We start from the raw sequence: 19,560 nt of genomic DNA on the forward strand, positions 1-19,560 counted from the left end.
ACCGGTGATCCGCGATGGCCCCCGACACCGCCGAGCACGTCGGCAACCCCTCGGAACGGATCGACACCACCCGGCCGCACTCGGCGCGCGTCTGGGACTACTGGCTCGGCGGCAAGGACAACTACGCGGTGGACCGCGACCTCGGCGACCAGGTCGAGCGGGCGTTCCCGCACGTCGTCGCGATGGCCCGCGCGGGGCGGGCGTTCATGCGCCGCGCCGTCGCGCACCTGGCGGAGGACGCGGGCATCCGGCAGTTCCTCGACGTCGGGACCGGGATGCCGACCTCGCCGAACGTCCACGAGGTCGCGCAGGGCGTCGCGCGGGACGCCCGCGTCGTCTACGTCGACAACGACCCGGCCGTCCTCGCGCACGCCCGCGCGCTGCTGGCGTCCACGCCCGAGGGGTCCTGCGCGTACCTGGACGCCGACCTGCGCGAGCCCGGCAAGGTGCTCGCGCGCGCGGGGCGGTCGCTGGACCTGGGCAAGCCCGTCGCGGTGACGCTGATCAGCATCCTGCACTTCATCGAGGACGACGAGGACGCCGTCGGCATCGTCCGCCGCCTCATGGAGCCGCTGCCGTCCGGCAGCTACCTGGCGATCAGCCACGGGACCGACGACGTCGGCGGCCCCGCCGTCCGGAACGCGCAGGAAGCCTGGAACCGGACGGTCGTCACGCCGCTCACCCCGCGCGGCCGCGAGCGCTTCACCGAGCTGTTCTTCACCCGCCTCGGCCTCGAACCGGTCGAGCCGGGCATCGTCCAGCCGCAGCAGTGGCGGCCGGACGCGCCCCTCGACGGCGCCGAGGTCCCCTACTGGGTTGGCGTCGCGCGCAAGCCCTGATCAGGAGTACAGGAAGTCCAGCAGGTCCTGGTTGAACCGCTCCTTGTAACCGGGGACGGCGAACATGCCGTGCGCGCCGCCCTCGTACGTCCTGAGCGTCGCGTCGTCGACCAGCTCGGCGGTCCTCCGGCCGGTGGCCTCGAACGGGACGATCTGGTCGTCCTCACCGTGGACGACGAGCGTCGGGACGTCGAAGTGCTTCAGGTCCTCGGTGAAGTCCGTCCCGGCGAACGCGTCCACGCACGCGACGCTGGCCTGGAGGTTCGCCTGCATCGCCATGAGCCAGAACGCGTCCTTGTTGCCCTGCGTCACCTTGTTGCCGGGCCGGTTCGCGCCGCAGAACGTCTCCGCGGTGTCGCGCCAGAACTGCGAGCGCTCGGTGAGCAGGCCCCGCTTGATGTCGGCGAAGACCTCCTGCGGCACGCCGTCCGGGTTGGCCGCCGACTGCAGCAGCGCCGGCGGGATCGCCGACAGCAGCACGGCCTTGCTGATCCGGTCGGTGCCGTGGTTGCGGACGTAGCGCGCCAGTTCGCCGCCGCCCATCGAGTGGCCGACGAGCGTGGCGTCGCGGAGGTCCAGCGCCTCGATGAGCTGGTTCAGGTCGTCGGCGAAGGTGTCGAAGTCGTAGCCGTCCCAGGCGGGGGAGGACCGGCCGTGGCCGCGCCGGTCGTGCGCGACGGCGCGGTAGCCGTTGTCGGCGACGAGCTTCATCTGGTCGTCCCAAGCGTCGCCGTTCAGCGGCCAGCCGTGGATGAACACGACGGGCGGGCCGGTGCCCCAGTCCTTGTAGTGGATGTCCGTGCCGTCGCGCGTGGTGATGAAAGCCATGACGCCTCCTCGTGGTTCGCGGCTAACGCCCCACTCCCCAAATCGACGGCACCGATTCGGGATGAACCGCATAAAAACCGCAAACTCAGGCGCGGGCGTAGCGCGACGGCGGGACACCCACGGCGGCCGTGAAATCCCGCGTCAGATGGGCCTGGTCGCTGTAGCCGAGTTCGGCGGCGAGCGCGGACCAGTCGACGGCGGTCCCCGCGTGGGCGCGCGCGGCGGCCTCGTGGAGGCGGGCGCGGCGCAGCACCCACTTGGGGGAGACGCCGACGTGCTCGGCGAACAGGCGCTGGAGCGTCCGCACGGAGACGCCCTCCTCCGCCGCGATGCCGTCGACGCGGGTCAGGGACGGGTCTGCGGTGATGCGCCGCACGATCTCGGCGGCCTGCGCGGCGGCGGGCGACGGGGCGTCGGGCAGGAACGGGCGCAGGAAGTCCTCGACCGCGCCGGTGTCCGTCGGGTCCGCCAGGACGCGCGCGTTCATCGCGTCCACGGCCGGGCCGAGCACGTCGGCGGCGGGGACGCGCCGGTCCGTCAGCTCGGCGGCGGTCCCCGGCCACGGCGGCCGGAACCCACCCGGCCGGAACCGCACCCCGAGGACGTGGCCCGCCCCGGTCAGCCGCCGCGTGAACATCGTCCGCTGCACCCCGTACAGGACGGGCGCGGGTTCCTCGAACACCAGGTGGACGTTCGGGTGCGACAGCACCTGCGTCTCGTACGGCTCGCCGGGCGTCGCCGACAGGTCCCACCGGACGTGCCAGTAGTACTCGACGAACGGCGCGAGGCCGTCGCCCGGCGGATACGTCGCCACGGAGACGCGGGGCCGGTGCTGCTCCGGGTAGAGCACCCCGCGCGGCATCTCGGACATAACGCCAGCTTACTGTCGTGTTTCTTCAAGACCGCCGATCCCCGCGGCCCGTAGATTCGAACATGTGAACGAAATCTACGCCGCCATGACCGAGTGCGCCGCCGAGGCCAAGCGGGTCGCCCGCGCCGTCCCCGCCGACCGCCTCGACGCCAAGACGCCCTGCACCGAATTCGACCTGCGCACCCTCGTCAACCACTGGGTGCTGTTCACGTCGCACGGCCTCGAATGCCGCGCGCAGCGCCGTGACATCCCCGCCGAGCTGATGGAGCGCGACTTCACCGCCGAGCCCGGCTGGGCGGACGCGTACGCCGCGCAGCTCGACCGCGCGCTCGCCGCGTGGGCGGAGCCGGGGGTGTGGGAGGGCGAGATCACCACGCCGGTCGGCGCGGCCGCCGCGCCCGACATCGCCTCGCTCGTCGTCAAGGAGATGGCCGTCCACGGCTGGGACGTCGCGCGGGCCGCCGGGGAGGACTTCCGCGTCTCCGCGCGGACCGGCGAGCTGCTGCGCGCGGTCGTCGAGAAGAACGCCGAGCTGTACCGCAAGTACGACGGCTTCGCGGACCCGGTGGACGTCCCGCCGACCGCGTCCGCGTTCGAGCAGGCCCTGGCGATCTCGGGCCGCGATCCGCGCTGGACGCCCTGACCGACACGCCGCCGGCCCTTCCGGTGTGACGGGGATCTCCGGAAGGGTGGGCGCATGGACGAGAAGATCGCGGTCGTGACGGGGGCGTCGTCGGGCATCGGCAGGGAGGTCGCGCGGGCGCTGGCGCGGCGCGGCTTCCGCGTCGCGATGGTGAGCCGCAGCGAGGTGCGCGGCGCGGACGCCGCCGACGACGTGCGCGGCAGCGCGCCCGGCGCCCGCGTCGAGACGTTCTTCGCCGACCTGTCGTCGCGCGCCGACGTGCGGCGGCTCGCGGAGCGCCTGCGCGAGCGCTACCGGCGGCTGGACGTCCTGGTCAACAACGCGGGCGTCCACCTGACGCGCGCCAAGGTCAGCGTGGACGGCTTCGACCGCATGGTCGCCACCAACCACCTCGGGCCGTTCCTGCTGACGAACCTGCTGCGCGAGCTGCTGGTGCGGTCCGCGCCGTCGCGCGTCGTGGTGGTCGCGTCCGAGGCGCACCGCCGCGCGGGCGCGCTGGACGCCGAGCGGTTCGCCGAGCCGGGCGCGTACGGGGCGGCGGGCTCGCACCGCGTGTACGCGCGGACGAAGCTGCTCAACGTCCTGTTCGCGCTGGAACTCGCGGACCGGCTGGAGGGGACGGGCGTCGCCGTCCACGCCCTGTGCCCCGGCCCGGTCGCGACGGGGCTGAAACGCGACCTGCCCACCCCGTCGCGGACGAGCGCGCTGCTGGCGCGGACGCCGCTGTTGCGCACCGCCGAGCAGGGCGCGCGGCCCGTGGTGCGGCTCGCCGCCGACCCGGAGTTCGCGACGGGCACCGGTTATCACGGGTCCGTCTACCACGGGTCCGTCCGGCTCGCGCGGCTGCTGAAGGAGTCCCCGGCGTGCCGGGACGTGGAGCTGCGCCGGACGGTCTGGGAGCGTTCGGCCCACCTTGTCGGGCTTCCGTCCCGCTAGATTGATCGCCGTGTACCAGCAGCAGCCGCCGGTTCCCCCGGCGCCGCCGAAGCCGTCCGCCGTGAAGGACCTGTTCAACGGGGCCGGGTACTTCCTGCGCGGGCTCGGGTGGATCGCGCGTCGGCCCGGCCAGTGGCTGTTCGGGCTGATCCCGGCCGTGATCGTCCTCGCGTTCTACGTCGCGGGGCTCGTCCTGCTCGCGCGGAACATCGGCGCGCTCGCGCGCGGCGTGACGCCGTTCGCCGACGACTGGTCCGAGGGCGCGCGCGAGACCGTCCACATCATCGCCGGGATCACGATCTTCGGCGCCGTGGTGTTCGTCGCGCTCGTGCTGTTCACCGCGCTGACGCTGCTCGTCGGCGACCCGTTCTACGAGAAGATCTCCGAGCGCGTCGAGGAGTCGCGCGGCGGCGCGCCGCCCGGCCCGGACGTGTCCCTCGCCGTGAGCATCGGCCGGGCGATCAAGGACGCGGTCCTGCTCGGGCTCGTCGCACTGGCGTTCGGGATCGTGTTCTTCGCCTGCGGGTTCCTGCCCGTCGTCGGGCAGACGGTCGTGCCGGTCGTCGCGGCGCTGGTGTCGGGCTACCTGCTGACGGGCGAGCTGACGTCCGTCCCGATGGAGCGGCGCGGGCTGCTGCGGCGGGCGCGGTTCGCGCGGATGAAGGCGAACCGGTCGCTGTCGCTCGGCTTCGGCGCGGCGGCGTTCGTGGTGTTCCTCATCCCGCTCGGCGCGGTGCTGGCGATGCCGGGCGCGGTCGCGGGCGCGACGCTGATGACGCGGGAGCGGCTGGGCGTGCCGCCCGCGTACCCGCCCGCGGGGCCGCCGTCGCCGCCTGTTTCCGGGCCGTACCGGTGAATGTTTCCGGAGTGTGATGACCGGCCCGTTCGCATGAATTGATCTTCGCGTAACGTGTCCCGCATGTCCGATCAGGGGGAGCGCGGTCCGCGCCGGACCGAGAACAACGACGCCGGGGAGCACGAGGGCGCCCCGACCGGCCCGCTGCCGAGCGCGGCGGACGACGCCGGGGAAGCGCCGGCCGAGGCGCCCGCCGCGCGCATCGAACCGAAGACCGAGCCGCGCGTGCTGCTGACGGCCGAGCGCGACGAGAGGGAGCCCGCCGAGGCCGACGCCGCCGGCGACGCGGCGGGCGACGACGTGAAGGTCGCGCCCGTCCCGCCCCGGCCCGCGCCGGACGACGAGCCGTTCCGGCCCGCCGGGCCCGCCGAGCCCGCCGCGTGGGACGGCGAGCTGTTCGAGGGCGACTCGCGCGAGGACGCCGACAGCCGCTACGTCGCGCCGACCACCGACGCCGGTCCGGGCAAGCCCGGCCGCCCGAGCAGCGGCAACTGGACGCTGCCCGACTGGATGGACGACGAGGAGGCCGCCGACGCCAAGCTCGGCGAGCGCACCTCCCGCACGGAGTTCGACGAGCCGTCCGGCCGCTCCCGGACCCTGCTGTTCGGCGGGATCGGCCTGCTGGTGGTCGCGCTGATCGCGGCGGGCGGCGTCTACTACCTCAAGCACCGCAGCGACTCGCCCGACCCGGAGCCGGCGCAGTCCGGCAAGGGCCGCCGCGCCGCCGCCGTCGCGGAGACGCCGCAGGTGGACCTCCCGCCGGACAAGCCGCTGCGCACGTTCGCCGGGACGCCGTCCAAGGTCCTCGGCCGGGTCTCGGACCCGACCTCGGGCCTGGCCTACCCCCGGTTCGCCGCCCCCTGGCAGACGCCGACCAAGAAGAACAAGCTGGGCGTCTCGGGTTGGTCGGGGCAGCAGATCGTCGTCACCGAGAAGCACGGCGCGCAGCTCTGGTACGGCCAGTTCCTCACCGGCACGCTGCTGCCGACGCTGCGCGGCTCGTACAGCGGCCCGGACAGCGTGAAGACGGTCACGGCGCTCGCCGCCAAGGGCCTGGAGGAGAACTACTACGCGTTCGACCACAAGTCGGTGCCGCTGGCGTCGCAGGCGCTGACGGTCGGCGGTCGGCCGGGCTGGCTGATGGCGTCGTACTACACCTACAAGCGACCGCCGTTCAAGGCGACCGGCGAGGTCGTCGCGACCGCCGTGATCGACACCGGACGGCCGGCGCCCGCCGTCGTCTTCGCCTCGCTGCCGAACACGAACAAGAAGCTGTGGCCGGACCTGAACCGCTTCCTGTCCCTGCTGAAGGTGCTGCCCCCGACGGGCTGACCCGCCCGGGGCGGCGCCGGTCAGTCGGTGAACGGCCCGCCGACGTACGGCCGTTCGCGCTCGGGCGGCGCGGCGGCCAGGGCGGCGGCGTGGCGCTCGGCGTCGTCCTCGGGCCGGTAGCCGAGCGCCCGCGCCTCGGTCAGGTCGAAGACGCCCCGCGTGTTCGCGGACGCGCCCCACACGACGCGGAAGCCGGGGTCCGGGGCGGTCAGCAGCGCCTCGAACAGCCGCGCGCAGTCGCCGGGCGACAGCCACGTCGCCAGGCCGCGCCGGTCCGGCGGCTCCTCCTCGCACGTCCCGATGCGCGCGCAGAGCACGTGCATGCCGTGCCGGTCGTGGTAGAGGCTGCCGAGCGCCTCCCCGGCGGCCTTGCTGACGCCGTAGTAGGTGTCGGGGCGGGGGAACAGGTAGTCGGGGACCGGCGCGTCCGCGATCGGGTGGAAGCCCACGGCGTGGTTGCTGCTCGCCAGCACGACGCGCGGGACGGACGCGAGCCGCGCCGCCTCCAGGACCGTGCGCGTCCCGTCGATGTTGACCCGCAGGACGTCCGCCCAGCCGGCCTCGTGCGGGATGCCGCCGAGGTGGACGACCGCCGCCGCGCCGGCGCACGCGGCGCGCATCGCGGCGGGGTCGGTGACGTCGGCGCGGAGCGTCTCGACGGCCTCCCCCGGCGCGGCGGGCGGGATCTCCGCGACGTCGAGGAGCCGCAGGAAGCGGCCGGGGCGGGCGAGGCGGGGGCGCAGGAACCGGCCGATCTTCCCGGCGGCTCCGGTGACGAGCACGACTTCGTCCATGCCGCGATTATCTTGCTCCGCGTCCGCGCGGGGCGGCGCGGGCCGTCGGGCCTGGTAGACAGAGCGGGATGAAACGTACGGGGCTGCTGGCGGCGGGGGCGACGGGCCTGGTGCTCGGGCTGCTCGCGCTCGGACCGGGCCTCGCGCCGGGGTTCCTGCTGTCGTTCGACATGGTGTTCACGCCCGCGCCGCACTTCTCGCGGATGACGTTCGGGCTGACGGGGACCGTGCCGCGGCACGTGCCGAGCGACGCGTTCGCCGTCGCGCTGTCGCACGTGCTGCCCGGCGACGTCGCGCAGAAGGCCGTCCTGCTCGGGATCTTCGTGCTGGCGTCGGTCGCCGCCGCGTCGCTGGTGCCGAGCGAGCGGACGCTGCCGCGCGTCGCCGCCGGGGCGCTGTACGCGTGGAACCCGTTCGTCGCCGAACGGCTCCTGCTCGGGCACTGGGCGTTCCTGCTCGGCTACGCGGCGCTGCCGCTGGTCGTGTCGGCCGCCGCCGGGGCGGCGGACCGGGGCGGCGGACGGCGGCTCGCCCGGGCGCTCGTGCCCGCCGCGATCGGCGGGTTCGCGGCCGTCGCGGTCTCCGCGCTCGTCGCCCTCGCGGTCGTGCTGTGCCGGGACGGGCGGCGGCGCGCGGTCCCGAAGACCGCCGCCGCGCTCGTCGCGCTGAGCCTGCCGTGGCTCGTCACCGGCTGGCTGCGGCCGTCCGGGATGCCGGGCGCGCCGGAGGCCGTCGGGGCGTTCGCGGCGCGCGCCGACACGCCGTTCGGCGCGGTCGGGAGCCTGCTCGCGCTGGGCGGGGCGTGGAACGCGTCGGCGGTCCCGGCGGCGTACGGGACGCCGCTGCTCGCCGCCGTGTGGCTCGCGGTCGTGGTCGCCTCGCTCGCGGCGTGCTGGCTCCTGCGGCGGCGCGCGCCCTGGCCGGCGGGCGGTCTCGCGGCGGCCGCCGGGACCGGGTTCGTCCTGGCCGCGTTCGGCGCGGTCGCCGCGCCGCTGCTGCGCGGGCTGATCGAGGCGTGGTCGGGGTTCGCGGTGCTGCGCGACGGCCAGCAGTACGCCGCGCCGCTCGCCGTCGCCGTCGCGGTCGGGTTCGGGCTGCTGGTGGACCGGGCGCTCGCGCGGCGGCTCGACGCGCTCGGCGTCCTCGCGGTGCTGGTGCCCGTCATCCTGCTGCCCGGACTGGCGTGGGGCGCGGCGGGGCGGCTGCACCCGGTGCAGTACCCGGACTCATGGGAGCGCGCGCGGCGGATCGCCGCCGCCGACCCGGTGCCCGGGGACGTCCTGATCCTGCCCTGGGCGACCTACCGGCAGTACCCGTGGAACGGCGGCCGGACGTCGCTGGACGCGCTGCCCCGCTACCTGGACCGGCGCGGGATCGTCAGCGACGCGGTGATCATCGGCCGGACCGTGATCCCCGCCGAGGACCCGCGCGCGCGGCGGCTCGACCCGCTCGTCTCCGGCGGCGGGCCGCTGACGGCCGGGCTGCGCGCCGCGGGCATCCGGTATGTCGCGTTCGACGCCGAAACCTCGGGGAATCCCTACTACGCGAGGCTCGCGGGCGCGCACCGCGTCCTGGCCGACCGCGATCTCGTCCTGTACCGCGTGGACGACCCCGCGCGGACGGACGAGCGGGGCGCCCCGGTCGCTCCTGCCGTGATCGCGTGGGTCATCGCCCTGATGTCCGTTGTCTGGTCATTCGCGGCATCAGGCATTACGCTGGCCACTCGCACCCTTCGCGACCCCCGAGGAAAGGCCCCCTGATGCGCATCGCCATCGCGGCCGTCGCCGGCGTGCTGCTCGCTGCCCTCGCGTCCTTCGGCGCGGTCCAGCTCGCGAGCGCCTCGCAGGACAAGCCGGTCGTCCAGTCGCTGTACCAGTACGGCGACCGTTGACCGCCGCCCGCTCCGGGCGAATCCCGCGATGAACGCCGCCGGTCCCGCTCGGCTGGAGATCGTCGTCCCGGCGCGCGACGAGGCCGGCCGGCTGCCGGCCGGCCTCGCCGCGCTCGGCGGCGCGCTCGCCGCGCTGGGCGTGCCCGCCGCGGTGATCGTCGTGGACAACGGCAGCGTCGACGGCACCGCCGACCTGGTCCGCGACGGGGCGTGGCCGGTGCCCGTCCGGGTGCTGGAGTGCGCGCGGCGCGGCAAGGGCGCGGCCGTCCGCACCGGCCTGCTCGCCACCCGCGCCCCCTACGTCGGGTTCTGCGACGCGGACATGGCCACCGGGCTCGACGCGCTCGGCGGCGTCCTCGAACTGCTGCGCGCCGGACGGCCCGTCGTCGTCGGGTCGCGCCGCCACCCCGCGTCGGTCGTCGAGGACTACAGCAGCCCGCTGCGCAAGCTCGGCGCGGTCACCTTCAACCGCGCGATCCGCGACCTGGCGGGCGGCGTCAGCGACACCCAGTGCGGGTTCAAGTTCTTCGCCGGGCCGCTGGCCCGCGCCGCCGCCGCCGACCTGCGCACGGACGGGTTCGCGTTCGACGTCGAACTGCTCATGCACTGCGCCCGGCGCGGCGCGGAGATCACGCCGGTACCCGTCGTGTGGCGGGACGTCCCCGGCTCCACGTTCTCGGTGCGCCGCCACTCCCTGGAGATCCTGCGCGACCTCCTGCGCATCCGCCGCGCCGCGCCCCGGCGGATGCCCCGCCCGGTCCCCGCCGCGCAGCCCGCCGTCCTCGCCCTCGCCGAGCGGTCGGAGCCCCAGCGGGCATGAGCGGGGACGTCTCCGGGCTGCGGATCGCAATCGTCAACTGGCGCGACCCCTGGCACCCCGCCGCGGGCGGGGCCGAGCGGTACGCGTGGGAGCTGGCCCGCCGGTTCGCCGCGCGCGGCGCGCGCGTCACCTACCTGACGAGCCGCGCGCCCGGCCAGGCCCGGCGCGAGACCGTCGAGGGCGTCGCGTTCGCCCGCACCGGCGGCCGCTTCACCGTCTATCCGCGCGTGCTGGCCTGGCTGCTGGCGCGCCGCCGCCGCTTCGACGCGGTCGTCGACTGCCAGAACGGCATCCCGTTCTTCACGCCGTGGGTCCTGCCGCGCCGCGTCCCGGTGTTCTGCTCGATCTTCCACGTCCACGACGACCAGTTCGGGCTGTACTTCCCCGGCTGGCTCGCCTGGGTCGGGCGGACGCTCGAAGGGCCCGTCGCCCGCCGCGCCTACCGCCGGCACGCCTGCACGGCGATCTCGCTGACGACGATGACGGCCCTGCGCGACCGCCTCCACTGGACGGGTCCGATCTACCTGGTCCCGGTCGGCGTAACCCTCCCCGGCACCGCGCCCGCCGCCGCGTCCGGCACCGCGTCCGGCACCGCGCCCGGCACCGCGCCTGCCGCCGCGTCCACCGCTGCGTCCGGTAGCGCGCCCGCCGCTGCTTCCACCGCTGCGTCCGGTAGCGCGCCTGCCGCTGCTTCCGCCGACGCGCCCGGCACCGCGCCTGCTGCCGCTGCGCCCGCCGTCGTGCCCGCCGCCGCGTCCACCGCCGCGCCGCGTGCGTTCGACGGGGCGAGTGGGGGAGGCGAGGGAGTCGCCGGGGAGCGGCGCGGGGACCCGGAGCTGGTGTGCGTGACGCGGCTCGTGCCGCACAAGCAGGTCGAGCGCGTCCTTGATCTCGCCGAGGAACTGCGGGTGCGCCGTCCCGGCGTCCGGATCGGGATCATCGGGCGCGGACCCGAGGAGGACCGGCTCGCCGCGCTGGTGCGCGAGCGCGGGCTGGCGGACGTCGTCACGCTGCACGGGTTCGTGTCCGAGGAGGAGAAGGCCACGCTGGTGGCCCGCGCCGACCTGCACCTGTCGGCGTCGCGCGGCGAGGGCTGGGGCCTGTGCGTGGCGGAGGCGGCGGCGCTCGGCGTCCCGACCGTCGCCTACGACGTGGACGGCCTGCGCGACGCGGTCCGCGACGGCACGACCGGATGGCTCGCCGCCCCCGACGACCCCCTCGCCGCGACGGTTGAGCGAGCGCTCAAGGAGCTGGACGACCCGGCCGCCCGCGCCCGGATCGCCGCCGCCTGCCGGGACTGGGCCGCCGAGTTCGACTGGTCCCGCACGGCCGACCGGATGGGCGCGCTGCTCGCCGCCGCCGTCCGCCGCGGCACGTCCGGGACGTCCGATTCCGACGCACACGTGGTTGCCGGGTACGGTTTGGTCCCCGAGGTCGTCGAGGGGCCCCTGCGCGACGAGGTTCTGGAGCGGCCGGGCGCGACCGTGCTGCGCGTCGCCGAGCCGCACGAGCGCCTGCTCGGCCGCGCCGAGGCGGACTCGGGCGCGGGCCGTTCCACGAGCTGCAACACGGGCCGCGACACGGGTCGTAACACGGGCCGTAACACGGGTCGTAACACGGGCCGCGCCACGAGTCGTAACACGGGCCGTGGCACGGGTCGCGACACGAGCGGTGACACGGGCCGCAACACGGGCGGACGCTGACCCGCGTCCCGCCCGGGACCAGGGAGGCGGGTGGCATGGCGGGGGGCGCGGCCGGAAGCGTGAGCGCCGCGTTCTGGCGCGTCGTGGACCGCTACGCGGGTCTCGCCGACCGGTTCGCCGTCGCCGACCGCGACGACCGACCCGAGCGCCCCGAGATCGACGACCGGCTGCGCGAGCGGACGCGCGTCGCCGTCTGCTGCCTGGTCCTCGCGCTGCTGTCCGTCGCGACGCGGCCCGGCCGCATCCTCCCGGACACCAAGATCGACATGGCGCTGAACCCCGCCGGGTTCCTCGGCCGCGCCCTGCACCTGTGGGACACCGCCCAGTTCGGCCAGCTCCAGAACCAGGCCGCCGGGTACTTCTTCCCGATGGGGCCGTTCTACGCCCTTGCGCACGCCGTCCACCTGCCCGCGTGGATCGCGCAGCGGTTCTGGTTCGCGCTGCTGCTGTGCGCGGCGTTCCTCGGCGCGCGCAAGCTCGCCGAACGGCTCGGGATCGGCGGCCCGATCAGCCGCCTGGCGGGCGGCATGGCGTACGCGCTCGGCCCGCACGAGCTGTCGGCGCTCGGTCAGAACTCCTGGGAGTACCTGCCGCTGGCGATGATCCCGTGGGCGGTGCTGCCGCTCGTCGGCGCGGCGCGCGGCGAGACGGGCCGGGTCCGCGCCGCCGCCCGTTCCGGGTTCGCGGTCGCGCTGTGCGGGGGCATCAACGGTGCGGCGACCGTCGCGGTGTTCGCCGTGCCGGTCCTCTACATCCTCACCCGGCCGCGCCCGGCCGCCCGGTTCCGGCTGCTGGCGTGGTGGGGCGCCGCGGCGGCGTGCGCGGTCGCGTGGTGGCTGGTCCCGCTCGTCCTCACCGGCCGGTACGGGTTCTCCTGGCTCGGCTACACCGAGCGGGCCGGCACCACGACCGCCCCGACGAGCCTCGTCAACGTGCTGCGCGGTGCGGAGCGCTGGGGCAACTACGTCGACGCGTCGTCGCTGCCGGTCGGGCACGCCCTGTCGGCCGGGGTCGTGCTGACGGTCGTGACCGTCGTCCTGGCCGCGCTCGGGCTGGCCGGGCTCGCCCGCCGAGACCTGCCGGACCGGACGTTCCTGCTGCTCGTCGTCCTGTCCGGCGTCCTGATCATCGCGGCCGGGCACGCCAGCGACGTCGAGAGCCCGCTGGCCGCGCCGCTGCGGGACCTGCTCGACGGGCCGCTGTCACCGCTGCGCAACCTCTACAAGTTCGACGGGCTGGTGCGGCTGCCGCTCGCGCTCGGGCTCGTCCACCTGCTCGTCACCGTCCGGCGGCCCCGCTCGCGGCTGCGGATGCTCGCGGTCGCGGCGGCGACGGTCGCGGCCGTGGCGAGCCCGGCGGCGACCGGCGGGCTCGCCGGGTCCGGCGACTTCGCGGCCGTCCCGAAGTACTGGGAGGACGCCGCGACGTGGCTGAACCGCCACGGCGGCGAGCAGGCCGTCCTCGCGGTGCCTGGCGCGGGCTTCGGCGACTACACGTGGGGCCGGCCGATGGACGACATCGTGCAGCCGCTGCTGAAGACCCGGTGGGGTGCGCGGCAGCTCGTCCCGCAGGGCTCGCCCGGCTTCGCGCGGCTCGTGGACGCCGTGGACCAGCGGATCGCGGCGGGGCACGGCTCGGCGGGCCTCACCGAGGTGCTGGCCCGGATGGGCGTCCGCTACCTGCTCGTCCGCAACGATCTGACGCGCTCGACGCTGGAGGGCGCGTGGCCCGCGCGGGTCCACGAGGCGCTGGACTCGTCGCCGGGCGTCCGCCGCGTCGCAGGGTTCGGTACGCAGCCCGCCGGGACGGGCGGCGACGAGGCGGTCGGCTCGTTCGACCAGCGGTACGCGCCCGTCGAGGTGTACGAGGTCGCGGGCGCGGACCGGGTCGCGAGCCTGGTCGACGCCGCGGACCCGCTGCGCGTCCGGGGCGCGCCCGAGGCGCTGCTGGGCCTCGCGGACTCCGGCGCGCTCAAAGGCCGTCCCGTCCTCGTCGGCGACGACGACTCGGGCGAGAAGGCCGCGAACGTCACCTCGGACGCGCTGCGCTGGCGCGAGCGCGACCGGGGCCGTGTCCGCTCGGGGATCTCCCCGACGCTGACCGCGGGCGAGCGGCGGCACGGCGACGCGGGCGTCGGCTCCGACCCGGAGGAGGCCGCCTGGGAGAAGGACCGGACGACCGCCGCCTACACCGGCATCGCGGGCGTGACGGCGTCGTCGTCCGCCGCCGACGCCACCGCCGTCGCCGGGCTCGACGACCCGTCCGCGCTCCCGTTCGCCGCCCTGGACGGCGATCCGGACACGCGCTGGATCTCCGGCGGCTGGTCGGGCGCGGTCGGGCAGTGGATTCGCGTCGACTTCACCGATCCCGTGGACCCCGGCGGGCTCCAAGCGAGCTTCGACCAGAACGCGTTCCTCGGGCCCGCGCCGTCGCGCGTCGCCGTCGAGACCGAGGCGGGGACGCTCGCGCAGGCCGTCAAACCGACCGGCGAGCCGCAGGAACTCCAGACGCCGCCCGGCACGACCCGCTGGATTCGGGTGCGGGTGCTCGCGCTCCAGGCCGTCCCGCAGTCGCCGGTGGCCTCCCGCGTCGCGATCAAGGAGCTGTCGCTGCCCGGCCTCACCGCGACCCGCTACCTGGCGATGCCGCAGCACGCGGGCGCGCAGGTCATGCAGCGCGCCCAGCAGCCCGCCGCGCAGTGCATGGACGGCTCGGAGCGCTGGGAGTGCTCGCCGTCCCTCGGCCGCGGCGACGAGGAGGGCGCGACGCTGCGCCGCCGGTTCACCGCCGACGGACGCACCGCGAAGATCACCGGCACGGCCGTCCTCACCGACGCCGAGCGGGTCGACGCGGTCCTCGCGCGCGGCGCGGCGGTGCGCGTCACCGCCAGCTCCGTCTTCACGCCGGAGCCCGCGAGCCTGCCGCGCAGCGCGTTCGACGGCGACACCACCACGACCTGGGTTCCGGCGGGCGACGACGGCGACCCGTCGCTGACGCTCGCCTGGAAGGGCGCGCGCCGGATCGGGCAGATCACCGTCGAGCGCCCGCCCGCCGCCCGCTCGGCGCTGCGCGTGAGCATCACCGGCGCGCACGGGCAGACCCGCGAGGGCGTCGTGGACACCGCCGGGACGCTGCGCTTCGACCCGCTCAGCACCGACCGGCTGACGCTGCGGTTCACGGTCGCGCAGGGCCCGGTGCAGGTGTCGGAGGTCCGCGTGCCCGGCCTCGCGCCGCTCACGGCGGACGGGAACCGCGCCTTCACCACCCGCTGCGGCGGCGGCCCGACCGTGCAGGTGAACGGCAAGCCCGTCCCAACCCGCGCCACCGGGACGGTCGCCGGAATCCTCGGCGGCCGGGAGGTCCGGTTCGAGGCGTGCCGCGCGGTGCAGCTCAAGCGCGGCGCCAACGACATCTCCGGCGGCGGCGCGTACCGGGTCGACTCGATGGTCGTGGACCCCGGCGGCGCGCTCGCGGCGGCGAAGCCCGGCACGACGGCCCAGGTCGAGATCACGTCGTGGGGGAAGGGCTCGCGGAGCGTCGAGGTGGACGCCGCGCGCCGCTCCTTCCTCGTCGTCAACGAGAACTACAACACCGGCTGGAAGGCCACCGTGGACGGGCGCGCGCTGACGCCCGTGCGGCTGGACGGCTGGCGGCAGGCGTTCGAGGTCCCGGCGGGGACGCACGGCGCGGTGAAGCTCGTCTACACGCCGGACCGGCTGTACCGGGCGTCGCTGTTCGGCGGGTTGCTGCTCCTGGTGCTGCTCGCGCTGGTCGGGTTCTGGCCGCGCGGGCGCGCGGCGGCGGCACGGCCCGTCCCGCCGCCGGGGCCGGGCGCGGCACGGGCTCCGGCGCGCGCGGCGGCGGTCGTGTTCGCGTCGGCGGTCGGGTTCTACCTGGCCGGGCTGCCCGGCCTGGCGGTCGCGGCGGTCGTCGCGGTCGCCGCCGACCAGTGCGAGCGGCGGCCCTCGGCGCTCGCGCGGCGGGTCCGGTCCCCGTGGCCGTACGCGGGCGCGCTCATCGCGGCCGGGGTCAGCCTGGCGGCGGGCCTCTGGCTGGACCAGCGGGGCGTCACCGGCTCGGACGCGCTGCTGCGCGACGTGCTGCCGCAGCTTCTCGCGGTCGCGGCCGTCGCGCGGCTGGCGGTGCTGCTCGCCGCGCCGCGCGACCCCGACACCTGGCTGGCGGAGGGCGTTCAGCTCCAGTGGATGCCGCCGGGCGCGGCGTCCTCGTCCGGCGCGGGACCGGAGAAGATGCCGGGCTCGGACACGGGCTCGGACACGGGCGCGGGCTCCGAGAAGATGCCGGGTTCCGGCGCGGGCTCGGAGAAGATCCCCGACGCGGGCGACGGGACGGCGGGCGCGGCGCGGAACCGGCCGCCGGACGCCCGGTCCGGCCCGGACACGGGCGGCGGCGACGACCGCCGCGACGACCCCAGCCGCCGGACGGGCTCCTCCAGCAGGTAGTGGCTGGCCGCCGCCGCGCCGACCGTCAGCACCGCGCAGACGGGGAAGTCCAGGATCAGGTTCCCGGTGAACGGCGCGTGCCCGACGATCTTGAACCACACATAGATCACGACGAACTGCCACAGGAAGATCCCGTAGGACACCTTCCCGAGGAACGTCATCACCCGGTTGCCGAGCACCCCGGCGATGACGGGATGCCACGCCGGGGCCAGCGCGACCGGGGCCACCAGGAACAGCGCGACCGCCCCGTACAGGACCAGCTCGATCTCCGAGGTCCACACGTTGACCTCGTACAGCCGGGACACGCCGGTGATCCGGGTGGCGGCCAGGGCGTAGCAGAGCGCGGCGATCGTCCAGCACATCCCCACGGACGCGCCCGCCGTCCGGCAGAAGCGGCGCACCGGGCCGTCCGCGCCGGGCTCGGCGTGCGCCCAGACCGTCGCGACGGCCACCGCCATCCCGGCCGCGAACCAGATCAGGTAGCGCGGCAGCCAGTTGCCGTAGAACGGCTGGTTCGACGTCTGGTGGACCACGATCACGTACGCCATCGACACCGCGCCGACGCCCGCGAGGCCACACAGCAGGCGGCGGGCGCGGCGGCCGACCGCGCCGTCGGCGTCGAGCGGGACGCGCCCGGCCCACCACGTGAGCACGGCCGCCAGCAGCGGCAGCGCGACGTAGAACGCCGCCTCGACGGTGAGGCTCCAGATCTGCCCCATGCCCTTCGGGCCGAGGTAGTCGCCCCACCAGGGCGACGGGTCGTAGGAGTAGGTGAGCGTGAGCAGCTTCGCCCAGGACGCCGCGTCGCCCAGGTGGTCGCGCGCGTACAGCAGCGTCGCGGCGACGACCAGCAGCCAGTACGCGGGCAGCAGCCGCAGCGCCCGCTTCCACAGGTAGCCGCCCGTGCCCGGCCTGGCGCGCAGGCCGAGCGCCGCCGCCGCCCACGGTCGGTACAGCAGCAGGCCCGACAGCGCGAAGAAGACCGGGACGCCGATCTCGCCGCGCGACAGCAGCGACGTCCACGGGCCGAGCTCCCCGATCAGGTAGCCGCCGCTCGCCGCGACGTGGAACAGCAGCACCAGCAGCGCCGCGAGCGCGCGCAGGCCGTCCAGCGCGGGATGGTGGCCGGAGACCTTCGGCAGCCAGCGCTCGGCGTCCGGCGCGGGGCCCGGCGGCGCGGAGCGCGCGAACAGGGGGGCGGTCACGCGCGCAGGGTACCCGAGGGGTCGGCGGGCCGGGCGGGCTCGCGGGCGCCGGCCAGCAGGCCCGCCGCCTCGACGGCCTTGAGCAGCGCCAGGCCCGGCAGCACCCACGGGCGGCGCGCCGCCAGCCGCAGCAGCGCGCGGGACCGGCCGAGCGAGCGGGCGGTGGCGCGGGAGCGGTACACCGGCAGCCAGCGGCCGTAGTAGCGGCGCTTTTGGTACGCGCCGCGCAGCGTCACCCGGCCCTCGTCGTGCCAGACGCGGGCCCGGACGCGGCCGACGCGCGCGCCCGTCGCCGCCGCCCGGTCCGCGAGGTCCCAGTCCTCGAACGCGCTCAGGCCCTCGTCGTAGCCGCCCGTCGCGAGCAGGACGTCCCGGCGGAAGACCCGTGCGGCCTCGACCGCCGGGTCGGCCAGGTAGCTGCGCTTCTCGGCGGCGCGGCACGCCGCGAACACGCCCTCGCCGAACGACAGCTCGGGGATCACCAGCGCGCCGAGTCCCGGATCGGCGTCGAACGCCGCGACGGCCTGCTCGACGACGGCCGGTTCCAACACCATGTCGGAGTCCACGAACGCGACGAACTCGCCTTTTCCGGATCGCCAGCCCCGGTTGCGCTGCGCGCTGCGCTCCGGCCCGGCCGCCACGACCCGGTCGGCGTAGCCGGCGGCGATATCGGGGGTGCCGTCCGCCGAGCCGTTGTCCACGACGATCAACTCGACGGGCACCGTCTGCTCCCGCACCGAGGCCAGGCAGCGGGCGAGCGTGCGGGCGGAGTCGCGGGTCGGCACCACGACCGTGACGCGCGTGGTCGTCGTCAGCTCCCTCACCTCCCGCCGGATCCGTACGGCCGTCGCGTCGCGTGGTGCCTGCAACCACAGGGTCTTGGCGCGTGGCGCGAACGTATGGCGCAATGCGCAAACGCGACGGTCGATGCACCTTAGCGGGACGCGGCGGGCGCGCGGGAGGCGTCCGCCTCCGGCGCCGCGACGCTGCGCGGCAGCGCCGCCGACAGCACCGCCGCCACGGCGAACGCGGCGGCGGCCAGCGCGAGCGCGCGCGGCGCGGACCCGGCCGCGCCCCCCGCTCCGCCCGCAGCCCCGCCCGCGTAGGCGATCCCGGCGGCGGCCACGCCGAGGACGCCGCCGAGCTGGGTGACCGAGTTGAACACCCCCGACGCCGCCCCCGCGCCCCCCGCCGGGACGTCCGCGATCACCGCGTTCGCCAGCACCGGCAGCGCCAGCCCCATCCCGACGCCGCAGACCGCCAGCCACGGGACGAGCCCCGCCGTCGTCGCCGCGCCGCCGGCCGCGACCGCGAGCCCCGCCATCCCGGCGGTCATCACGGCCGTCCCCGCGCCGACGAACCGGCGCGCGCGGCGCGGCCCGAACCGGTGCGTGAGCTGCGCCGTACAGGCGATCCCGGCGGGCCACGCGAGCCCCGTCAGCGCGACGTGCGTCGGCGACCAGCCGAGGCCGAACTGCAGCCGCCACGTCAGCGTGATGAAGCACGCCGAGACACCGGTGAACAGCGCCAGCGCGAGGACCTGCCCGGCGGCGAACGACCGCCGCCGCCACAGCGCGGGCGGCACCAGCGGGTCCGCCGCCCGCCGCTGGTGGACGGCGAACGCCGCGAAAAGCGCGGCCGCCGCCGCGAGCAGCGCGCCGCTCCACCACGGCCAGCCCCGCGCCCGGCCCTCGATCAGCGGGAACGTCGCGCACACCGACGCCGCCCCGGCCAGCGCGACGCCGACCGGGTCCAGCCGGGGCGCGGGCCGCGCGCGCGAGTCGTCCATCCAGCGCGCGGCGGCCGCGAACGCCGCGACGCCGACCGGCAGGTTCACCAGGAACACCAGCCGCCAGCCGCCGTGGTCGGTGAGCAGGCCGCCGAGCAGCGGCCCGCCCGCCTGCGCGACGCCGAGCAGGCCGCCGTACAGGGTGAACGCCCGCGTCCTGTCCCGGCCCGGCGGGAACTGGACGGTGATCGCCGCGAGCGCCTGCGGCACCATCAGCCCGGCGCACGCGCCCTGCGCGGCGCGCGCGGCGATCAGCGTCCCGGCGTCCGGGGCCGCGGCCGCCAGCGCCGACGCGGCGGTGAACCCGGCGACGCCCGCGAGGAACACCCGGCGGCGGCCCGCGACGTCCCCGAGCCGGCCCCCGGTGATCAGCAGCAGCGCGTAGGCGAGCGCGTAGACCGACGCCGCCCACTGCCCGGCGGCGGCGCCCGCGCGCAGGTCCCGCTGCAGGTCGGGCAGCGCGACGTTGACGACCGTCACGTCCACGAGGTCCATGAAGGTCGCCGCCAGGACGGCCGCCAGGGCGAGCCACCGGCGGCCCGGCCGATCGATCACTGAACGCGCCCTAAGGTAGAGAAACCGGTCAGGTA

The 19,560-nt window shown here is 76.0% G+C and carries 15 protein-coding genes and 1 pseudogene; 10 read left to right on the forward strand and 6 right to left on the reverse strand.

Going from position 1 to position 19,560, the window contains the following annotated elements; translation table 11 throughout:
• Positions 1-14: 14 nt before the first annotated feature.
• Entirely contained in the window at positions 15-839 is an 825-nt protein-coding gene (locus G339_RS0104420; RefSeq protein WP_019629869.1) for an SAM-dependent methyltransferase, read from the forward strand.
• Here G339_RS0104420 and G339_RS0104425 read toward each other — a convergent pair whose 3' ends face one another.
• Both G339_RS0104425 and G339_RS0104430 read right to left on the reverse strand, forming a co-directional pair.
• Entirely contained in the window at positions 840-1,667 is an 828-nt protein-coding gene (locus G339_RS0104425; protein ID WP_019629870.1) for an alpha/beta fold hydrolase, read from the reverse strand.
• Positions 1,668-1,752: 85 nt separating this feature from the next.
• Positions 1,753-2,538 (reverse strand): AraC family transcriptional regulator, encoded by a 786-nt coding sequence (locus tag G339_RS0104430; protein WP_019629871.1) that lies wholly within the window; start codon positions 2,536-2,538, stop codon positions 1,753-1,755.
• A 64-nt stretch (positions 2,539-2,602) separates the two neighbouring features.
• On the opposite strand from G339_RS0104430, the gene G339_RS0104435 reads away from it, so the two are divergent.
• From G339_RS0104435 to G339_RS0104450, 4 genes are all read left to right on the forward strand, one after another.
• A complete protein-coding gene (locus G339_RS0104435) occupies positions 2,603-3,181 on the forward strand; it encodes a TIGR03086 family metal-binding protein (protein ID WP_019629872.1) in 579 nt (192 codons plus the stop codon).
• A 54-nt stretch (positions 3,182-3,235) separates the two neighbouring features.
• Entirely contained in the window at positions 3,236-4,117 is an 882-nt protein-coding gene (locus G339_RS0104440) for an SDR family NAD(P)-dependent oxidoreductase (RefSeq protein WP_019629873.1), read from the forward strand.
• Between the two features lie 10 nt (positions 4,118-4,127).
• On the forward strand, positions 4,128-4,973 hold the full coding sequence (locus G339_RS0104445; RefSeq protein ID WP_019629874.1) for an EI24 domain-containing protein: 846 nt from the start codon (positions 4,128-4,130) through the stop codon (positions 4,971-4,973).
• Between the two features lie 63 nt (positions 4,974-5,036).
• Positions 5,037-6,305, forward strand: coding sequence for a flagellar basal body-associated FliL family protein (locus G339_RS0104450; RefSeq protein WP_026341124.1), 1,269 nt, complete (start codon positions 5,037-5,039; stop codon positions 6,303-6,305).
• A gap of 20 nt (positions 6,306-6,325) precedes the next feature.
• Here G339_RS0104450 and G339_RS0104455 read toward each other — a convergent pair whose 3' ends face one another.
• On the reverse strand, positions 6,326-7,099 hold the full coding sequence (locus G339_RS0104455) for an NAD-dependent epimerase/dehydratase family protein (protein ID WP_019629875.1): 774 nt from the start codon (positions 7,097-7,099) through the stop codon (positions 6,326-6,328).
• A 68-nt stretch (positions 7,100-7,167) separates the two neighbouring features.
• Between G339_RS0104455 and G339_RS32520 the strand changes: the two genes are divergently transcribed.
• The 5 genes and pseudogenes from G339_RS32520 to G339_RS40230 all read left to right on the forward strand — a co-directional run.
• Positions 7,168-8,859: an MmpA family trehalose lipid delivery protein gene (locus G339_RS32520; RefSeq protein ID WP_019629876.1), complete on the forward strand. Its 1,692-nt coding sequence runs from the start codon at positions 7,168-7,170 to the stop codon at positions 8,857-8,859.
• Positions 8,859-8,990 carry a hypothetical protein gene (locus tag G339_RS40810; RefSeq protein ID WP_019629877.1) on the forward strand — a complete coding sequence of 44 codons (132 nt, stop codon included), beginning with the start codon at positions 8,859-8,861 and terminating at the stop codon, positions 8,988-8,990. The genes G339_RS32520 and G339_RS40810 overlap by 1 nt, the downstream gene beginning before the upstream one ends.
• A 28-nt stretch (positions 8,991-9,018) precedes the next feature.
• Entirely contained in the window at positions 9,019-9,810 is a 792-nt protein-coding gene (locus G339_RS0104470) for a glycosyltransferase (RefSeq protein WP_019629878.1), read from the forward strand.
• On the forward strand, positions 9,807-11,513 hold the full coding sequence (locus G339_RS40815; RefSeq protein ID WP_019629879.1) for a glycosyltransferase family 4 protein: 1,707 nt from the start codon (positions 9,807-9,809) through the stop codon (positions 11,511-11,513). Before G339_RS0104470 ends, G339_RS40815 begins: the two co-directional genes overlap by 4 nt.
• Positions 11,514-11,548: 35 nt before the next feature.
• Positions 11,549-13,624: pseudogene (locus G339_RS40230) on the forward strand (alpha-(1->3)-arabinofuranosyltransferase domain-containing protein); the annotation flags it as partial.
• A 2,081-nt stretch (positions 13,625-15,705) separates the two neighbouring features.
• Here the strand turns inward: G339_RS40230 and G339_RS37460 are convergent.
• The 3 genes from G339_RS37460 to G339_RS0104500 all read right to left on the reverse strand — a co-directional run bounded on the left by G339_RS37460 (position 15,706) and on the right by G339_RS0104500 (position 19,525).
• Positions 15,706-17,181, reverse strand: coding sequence for an acyltransferase family protein (locus G339_RS37460; protein ID WP_240489744.1), 1,476 nt, complete (start codon positions 17,179-17,181; stop codon positions 15,706-15,708).
• Entirely contained in the window at positions 17,178-18,005 is an 828-nt protein-coding gene (locus G339_RS0104495) for a glycosyltransferase family 2 protein (protein ID WP_019629883.1), read from the reverse strand. Before G339_RS0104495 ends, G339_RS37460 begins: the two co-directional genes overlap by 4 nt.
• Positions 18,006-18,115: 110 nt before the next feature.
• Positions 18,116-19,525, reverse strand: a complete 1,410-nt coding sequence (locus tag G339_RS0104500; protein WP_019629884.1) for an MFS transporter — start codon at positions 19,523-19,525, stop codon at positions 18,116-18,118.
• Between the last annotated feature and the right edge of the window lie 35 nt (positions 19,526-19,560).

The sequence above is a fragment of the Actinomadura atramentaria DSM 43919 genome (genome assembly GCF_000381885.1).
GTDB lineage: Bacteria > Actinomycetota > Actinomycetes > Streptosporangiales > Streptosporangiaceae > Spirillospora > Spirillospora atramentaria.

What these genes read in the sequence shown, in the direction of transcription:
- G339_RS0104420 (WP_019629869.1), top strand. Translation starts at nt 15, where the DNA reads ATGGCCCCCGACACCGCCGAGCACGTCGGCAACCCCTCGGAACGGATC.
- G339_RS0104425 (WP_019629870.1), bottom strand. Translation starts at nt 1,667, where the DNA reads ATGGCTTTCATCACCACGCGCGACGGCACGGACATCCACTACAAGGAC.
- G339_RS0104430 (WP_019629871.1), bottom strand. Translation starts at nt 2,538, where the DNA reads ATGTCCGAGATGCCGCGCGGGGTGCTCTACCCGGAGCAGCACCGGCCC.
- G339_RS0104440 (WP_019629873.1), top strand. Translation starts at nt 3,236, where the DNA reads ATGGACGAGAAGATCGCGGTCGTGACGGGGGCGTCGTCGGGCATCGGC.
- G339_RS0104450 (WP_026341124.1), top strand. Translation starts at nt 5,037, where the DNA reads ATGTCCGATCAGGGGGAGCGCGGTCCGCGCCGGACCGAGAACAACGAC.
- G339_RS0104455 (WP_019629875.1), bottom strand. Translation starts at nt 7,099, where the DNA reads ATGGACGAAGTCGTGCTCGTCACCGGAGCCGCCGGGAAGATCGGCCGG.
- G339_RS32520 (WP_019629876.1), top strand. Translation starts at nt 7,168, where the DNA reads ATGAAACGTACGGGGCTGCTGGCGGCGGGGGCGACGGGCCTGGTGCTC.
- G339_RS40810 (WP_019629877.1), top strand. Translation starts at nt 8,859, where the DNA reads ATGCGCATCGCCATCGCGGCCGTCGCCGGCGTGCTGCTCGCTGCCCTC.
- G339_RS0104470 (WP_019629878.1), top strand. Translation starts at nt 9,019, where the DNA reads ATGAACGCCGCCGGTCCCGCTCGGCTGGAGATCGTCGTCCCGGCGCGC.
- G339_RS40815 (WP_019629879.1), top strand. Translation starts at nt 9,807, where the DNA reads ATGAGCGGGGACGTCTCCGGGCTGCGGATCGCAATCGTCAACTGGCGC.